This is a genomic window from Nocardia carnea (assembly GCF_029868325.1).
Lineage (GTDB): Bacteria > Actinomycetota > Actinomycetes > Mycobacteriales > Mycobacteriaceae > Nocardia > Nocardia carnea_C.
Genome location: NZ_JARWNW010000191.1, coordinates 1 through 6,255 on the forward strand (window position 1 = coordinate 1; position 6,255 = coordinate 6,255).

The window sequence follows — 6,255 nt, forward strand, 5'->3', positions numbered from 1 at the left end:
CTACTGCACCGTTCCGCTCTTCCCGCACCTCCCGGGGGGCGGGGGGCGGCGCGGGGGGGGGCGGCCCGCGGGGGGGGGGGCCCGGCGCGGGCCGCGCGAAAGGAAAGGACAGGAGGGGGGGGCGGGGGGCGCCGCCGCGCCCCCCCCCGGCCCCGGGTGTACCGCGCGTGACCCGCTCAGGCGCCGAGCAACTGGGCGCAGCGGAGCAGGCCCAGATGGCTGTATGCCTGGGGATGGTTGCCCAGGGACCGCTCGGCGACCGGGTCGTACTCCTCGCTGAGCAGGCCCGTCGGACCCGCCACATCCACGAGTTGCGCGAACAGGGCTTCGGCATCGGACCGTTTACCGATCAGCAGATAGGCCTCCACCAGCCAGGCCGCGCAGAGGTGGAACCCGCCTTCGCCACCGGGCAGCCCGTCGTCGTGGTGGTACCGGTAGACGGTGGAACCGCTGCGCAGCTCGGCTTCGGTGGCCACAACGGTCGCCGCGAACCGGGGATCGGCGGGATCGATCAGGCCGCTGAGCCCGATATGCAGGGTCGCCGCGTCGAGATCGGTGCCGTCGTAGGCGGCGGTGTAGGACTGGACCTCGTCGTTCCAGCCCTTGGCTTTCACCTCTTCGGCGATCGTTTCGCGCAGCGGCAGCCAGTCGGCGTCGACCGAGCGGTCGAACTTCTCGGCGAGGGTGAGCGCGCGGTCCACCGTGAGCCAGCCCATCACCTTCGAATACACGTGATGGCGGGGGTTGCCGCGGATCTCCCAGATGCCGTGGTCGGGTTCGGTCCAGCGCCGCTGCACCGCCGACACCATGGCGTGTACCAGTTCCCAATCCGCGTCGGGCAGCACCTTGCGGGGATCGGTGATGCCTTGTTTTTCCCGGGCGTGGGCCAGGCTGGTGATCAGGTCCACGATCGGTCCGAAGACGTCCAGCTGAACCTGCATATTCGCCGCGTTGCCGACGCGGACCGGACGCGATCCGGCGTAGCCGGGCAGCTGATCGATCACCGCTTCCGGGGGCAGCGTTTCGCCGTAGATGGTGTACAGCGGGTGCAGCCGTTCGGGGCCGGGCAGGGTTTCCAGTACGCGGTGCACCCAGTCCAGGTACTGCTCGGCTTCGCCCACGGAACCCAGCGAGACCAGTGCGCTCGCGGTCAACGCCGCATCACGCAACCAGCAGTAGCGGTAGTCCCAGTTGCGCACGCCGCCGATATCCTCGGGCAGCGAAGTGGTGGCTGCCGCCAGGATGGAACCCGACGGCGCGTGCACCAGACCGCGCAGCGTGAGGGCGGAACGCTTCATCAGATCCGGCTTGAGCGTCGGCAGGTCCAGTGTCCGCGCCCATTCCGACCAGTACAGTTCGGCCATCCGGCGGCGTTCGGGTTCGGTCGTCGCGGCGGGGCCGAGATCGTTCGTCCCGCAGCGCAGCTCCAGAATCACCGGGCCTTGCGACGGGTCCACGACGGCGGTGGCCGAACCGTGCACGCCGTCGCTGTGGATCTCCCAGGCGACGCCGGGGGAGCGCAGTACCACCGGGTCGTTGGTGCCCCATACCCGCAGCCCGTCGCGTTCCACCTCGATGGAGACCGGGACCTGGCCGAATTCGGGCCGGGGTCCGAAGGTCACCTGGGCCGAGGTGGTACCGGTGATCACGCGGGTGAGGTCGGTCCGGTCGGGGTCCACATCGTGGGGGAGGTAATCGACGACCGACAGTTTCGCCCAGCGGGTCTCCACGGTCATGGTGCTGTCGATATAGCGCTGCGAAAGCGGCAGACCGGGCCGCTGCGGGGTGATCGAGAAATGACCGGCGTCGAGCCCGCCGAGCAGATGCGCGAATACCGCCGCCGAATCCGGTTCGGGATGGCAGAACCAGGTCACCGTGGCGTCCGGGGTGAGCAATGCCACCGAGCGCGGGCTGGCGAGCATGCTCAGGCGTTCGATCGGCGGCGCGCTGGCGCCGGCCAGCCAGGTGCGGCGTTCCTCCAGCAGGTAGGCCAGTGCATGCGAGACCGCCTCGGTGCTGTCCACTCGATACTTGGCCAGCGATTCACCGTCGCCGACTTTGATGCCGATATCGGGGCCGGACAGGACTCGGAAGGCCTTCTCGTCGGTGACGTCGTCACCGAAGAACACCGCGGCCGAGGCGCTTTCCTGATGCCGCACCGTGCTCAGCGCGGAACCCTTGTCCGTGGGGACGACCGCGAGTTCGATGACGGCCTTGCCTTCGGTCACCTGCACGCCGACCCAGGACGCCGGCCCCTGCCGGGCCTGGTCGAGCGCGCGACGCCCGACCTCCGGTGCCGCGTTGCGCACATGCAGCGCGACGCTGGCCGGTTTGACCTCCACGGAGGCGCCGATATTCTCCGCGGCTATCTTGCTCAGGGCCGTGACCACTTCACGCAGCAGCTGTCTGGCGTCGTTATCGATGGCGTGGACGAAACCGACGTCGAATTCCGAGCCGTGGCTGCCGATCAACTGCACCTCTACCGGCAGTCTCGACAGTGCGGCAAGGTCGCGTAGGGCGCGGCCGGAGATGACCGCGGCCGTGGTGCCGGTGAGCCCGGCCAGCGCGCGTAAGGCCCGGACGGACTCACCGTGCGGGTACGCCTTGGACGGATCGGAGACGATGGGTGCGAGGGTCCCGTCGTAATCCGATGCGACCAGTAGCCGAGGCACGCGCGCGACTGTCGCCAGCGCTCGGCGGAGTTCCAGTGGCAGATCCTGTGCGCTCACGCATCCAACCTATTGATCGGAGTTTTCGTTAAGAGGGGGCGCGCATGACAATACTGTGTCATCATCGCCCGTCCGATTCGGCGGGAAGTGCGGGCGGTTGCCTGCGAAGCCCACACGGATCATGGTAACCGCGGGCACGGACCGGTGGAGGTCACGGCCGCTGCGGTGAAAGTGGGGTCGACCGGTCAGGAACGGTCGCCGAGCAGCAGGTCGACGGTCAATTCGAGACGTTCGGACACATCGGTCGCCGAGGCCCGGCGAGTGAGCCAGGCAACCAGATTCGACAGCCACACATCGCTGATGACGCGGGCGATGGCGAGCTGGCGTTCGGTGGGATCGCCGTCGTTCATGGCGCGGGCGAATACCCGGTCCATCACCTTGCCGACCCGGTCCACCTCGGCGGCGGCCGAGGCGTCGGCGAACATGAATGCACGGGTCATGGCCTCGGTGAGCAACGGATCGCGCTGCATCATGCGGGTGATCTGGGAGAGCAGTACATGCATCCGCTCCTCCGGCGATTTGCCGGCCAGCGGTTTGCGCTTGCCCTCGAACTGCTCGAACTCCCGGGCCAGAGCCGAGACCAGTAGGTGCACTTTGGACGGGAAGTACCGGTACAGGGTGCCCACCGCGACATCGGCGCGTTCGGCGACGGCCCGCATCTGCACCGCGTCGTAGCCGCCCTTCGAGGCGAGGGCCAGGGTGGCGTCCAGGATCCGCTTGCGCCGCTCCCGCTGAGCCGTCGAACTCAGTTCGTCCTCCCGCAGCGTGGTGACGGGTGCGGCCGAGGCCGTATCCGAGTCGCCGGGCCGGGAACGGGAGGGGCTGGCCATGGAGGGGAGTCCTTTCCGTGACGTGGTCGAGCGCGAGCGCGGCCGGTGGGATCGTGTCTTGACTTCCGCCCGCCGTGGATATTAGAACATGTTCTAGGTGTGGGAGTCACGCCGGAAAGGCGGTATGGACTGTGACCATCGCCACCACTGACGAGCATAAAGCCGTTCAACAGTCGATGAACGGATGGGCCGCGGCGGCGCAACCGATTGCAACAATGCGGGCCGAGACCACCGGCTTCTGGCGTTCGTACTGGCCAACGCTGACCGAGCTCGGAATCTTCCAGGTAGCGGTGGCCGAGGAGGCGGGCGGCGCCGGCGGATCGGTGACCGATCTGGCCGTGTTCCTGGAACAGGCGGCGCACGACTTGGTCGGCGGCCCGGTGCTGACGACGGCGGTGGCCGGCTACGTGACGGCCGGTGCGCTACCCGAGGACCAGCCCTGCGGGGTCGCGCTGGATACGGTCGTCGCGGAGGAGGCCGAGCCGGTGGCGGCGCCGGAGCTTCGCCCGGGCGACGAGAGCCTGCTGAGCGGCACTTGGGAAACGGTACTCGGCGCCGAAGCCGGTACCGCGGTGCTGCTACCGGTCGACACCCCGGACGGCCGGCGCTGGTGCCTGCTGCCGCCGGATACGGCCGGGCTGCAACTGGAACCGCTGAAATCTCTCGACCTGGCGAGCCCGCTGGCCCGGGTGCGCTGCACCGATGTGCGGGTGGATGCCGCGGCGCTGTTCGCGCCCGCCTACGCCGTCGAAGATCTGCTGGTCGCGCTGGCCGTGGCCGAACTCGCGGGAGTGACCGGCTGGTGCCTGTCCACCGCCGTCGAATACGCGAAGGTCCGCGAGCAGTTCGGTCGCAGTATCGGCTCGTTCCAGGCCGTGAAACATATCTGCGCGTGGATGCTGTGCCGGACCGAACTCATCCGGGCAGTCGCCGCCGATGCCGCGGCCGCCGTGGACACCGGCGCCGCCGAACTGCCCATCGCCGCCGCGATCGCCGCATCCATCAGTCTCGATGCCGCGGTGGAAACGGCCAAGGACTGCATTCAGGTGCTCGGCGGTATCGGGTTCACCTGGGAGCACGATGCGCATCTGTACCTGCGCCGGGCGGTGGCACTGCGCCAGTTGCTCGGCGGCGGGTCGTACTGGCGTAGCCGGGTCACCGAACTGACCCGCGCCGGGCAGCGGCGCACCACCGGCGCCGACCGGGTGTTCGCCGATGCGGCCGCCGCCGGCGGAACCGATACCGGTGCCGCCACCGACGAGCTCGCCACCGAGGTGGCCCGGATCGCCGCCCTGCCGGCCGAGGAACAGCGCACCGCCCTGGCCGAGGCCGGGATGATCATGCCGCACTGGCCCGAGCCCTACGGTCGCGCGGCCGACCCGATGACCGGTCTGGTGATCTCCGAGGAGTTGCGCCGCGCCGGTGTGACGGTGCCCGATCTGACCATCGGCGGCTGGGCGATCCCGACCCTGCTGCAGCACGGAACGCCCGAGCAGATCGAACGTTTCGCCTGGCCGACCCTGCGCGGGGAAGTGGTCTGGTGTCAGCTGTTCAGCGAACCCGGCGCCGGTTCCGACCTCGCCGCGCTGCGCACCAGCGCCGAACGTACCGAGGGCGGCTGGATCCTGCGCGGCCAGAAGGTGTGGACCTCGCTGGCGAAGGAAGCGAACTGGGCGATCTGCCTGGCCCGCACCGATCCGGCCGCACCGAAGCACAAGGGCATCAGCTACTTCCTGGTCGATATGCGCAGCGCCGGGATCGATATCCGGCCGCTGGTACAGATCACCGGCGAGGCACGGTTCAGCGAAGTCTTCCTCGACGAGGTGTTCGTCCCGGACGACTGTGTGGTCGGCGCGCTGGGCAACGGCTGGAAGATCGCGCGTTCCACACTGTCGGCGGAGCGGGTCGCCATGAGCGGTAACGGGATCGGTCCCGCGCTGGAGGAACTGATCACCAAACTGCCGGCCACCGGGCGGGGTTCGGAACTGATCAACGACCGGCTGGGCGGTTTCGTCGCCGACGCGATCGCCGGACTGCTGCTGGAACAGCGCGCAGCGGTGCGGATCCTGGCCGGTGCCGATCCGAGCGCGCAGAGCAGTGTGCGCAAATTGGTGGGCGTACGGCACCGGCAGGCGGTCGCCGAGTTCGCGGTACAGGTGGCCGGCCCGGCCGGTGCGCGAACGACCGAGGACACCTCGGAATTTCTGCTCACCCGCTGTCTGTCGATTGCGGGCGGAACCGAGCAGATCCTGTTGACCGTGGCCGCCGAGCGGATCCTGGGCTTGCCCCGCGACGCGGCCGGCTAGTTCGTGCGACGACTGGAGAGCAGAACGTGGACTTCACCCGAGACGAAGCTCAGGAGGCGGTGGCCGAGGTCGTCGTCGGACTCCTGGAGCGACAGGCAGCCCGCGACAGCGCGCTGTGGCCCGAACTGGCGGCGACCGGACTGCTGTCGGTAGCGCTACCGGAGCGGTTCGGTGGCGACGATATGGGTATCGATGCGGTATCGGTACTGCTGACCGAACTGGCCACCGACGCGGTGGCCGCGGGGGGCCCGCGCCCCCCCCGGGGGGGGGGGGTGGGCCCGGGGGGCCCCCCCCCGGCCGCCGCCCCCCCCCCCCCCCCCCCCGGGGCCCCCCCGCGCGCGGGGTAACGGGCCTGGGGGGGGCGCGGGGGGACGCCCGCCGTTTCCAACC

General features: G+C 69.6%; 4 protein-coding genes. 2 read left to right on the forward strand and 2 right to left on the reverse strand.

The genetic code is table 11. The features are described from left to right. Positions 1-176: 176 nt before the first annotated feature. Together otsB and kstR are read right to left on the reverse strand one after the other, a co-directional pair. Positions 177-2,729: a trehalose-phosphatase gene (gene otsB / locus QH196_RS15300; RefSeq protein WP_280416455.1), complete on the reverse strand. Its 2,553-nt coding sequence runs from the start codon at positions 2,727-2,729 to the stop codon at positions 177-179. A 185-nt stretch (positions 2,730-2,914) separates the two neighbouring features. Next, on the reverse strand, positions 2,915-3,559 hold the full coding sequence (gene kstR, locus QH196_RS15305; protein ID WP_280416456.1) for a cholesterol catabolism transcriptional regulator KstR: 645 nt from the start codon (positions 3,557-3,559) through the stop codon (positions 2,915-2,917). A 131-nt stretch (positions 3,560-3,690) separates the two neighbouring features. Between kstR and QH196_RS15310 the strand changes: the two genes are divergently transcribed. Continuing rightward, positions 3,691-5,865, forward strand: coding sequence for an acyl-CoA dehydrogenase family protein (locus tag QH196_RS15310; RefSeq protein WP_280416457.1), 2,175 nt, complete (start codon positions 3,691-3,693; stop codon positions 5,863-5,865). Positions 5,866-5,891: 26 nt separating this feature from the next. Continuing rightward, entirely contained in the window at positions 5,892-6,212 is a 321-nt protein-coding gene (locus tag QH196_RS15315) for an acyl-CoA dehydrogenase family protein (RefSeq protein WP_348538079.1), read from the forward strand. The last annotated feature ends 43 nt before the right edge of the window (positions 6,213-6,255 follow it).

Coding starts and splice junctions, on each gene's coding strand:
- kstR (WP_280416456.1), bottom strand. CDS start 3,559: ATGGCCAGCCCCTCCCGTTCCCGGCCCGGCGACTCGGATACGGCCTCG.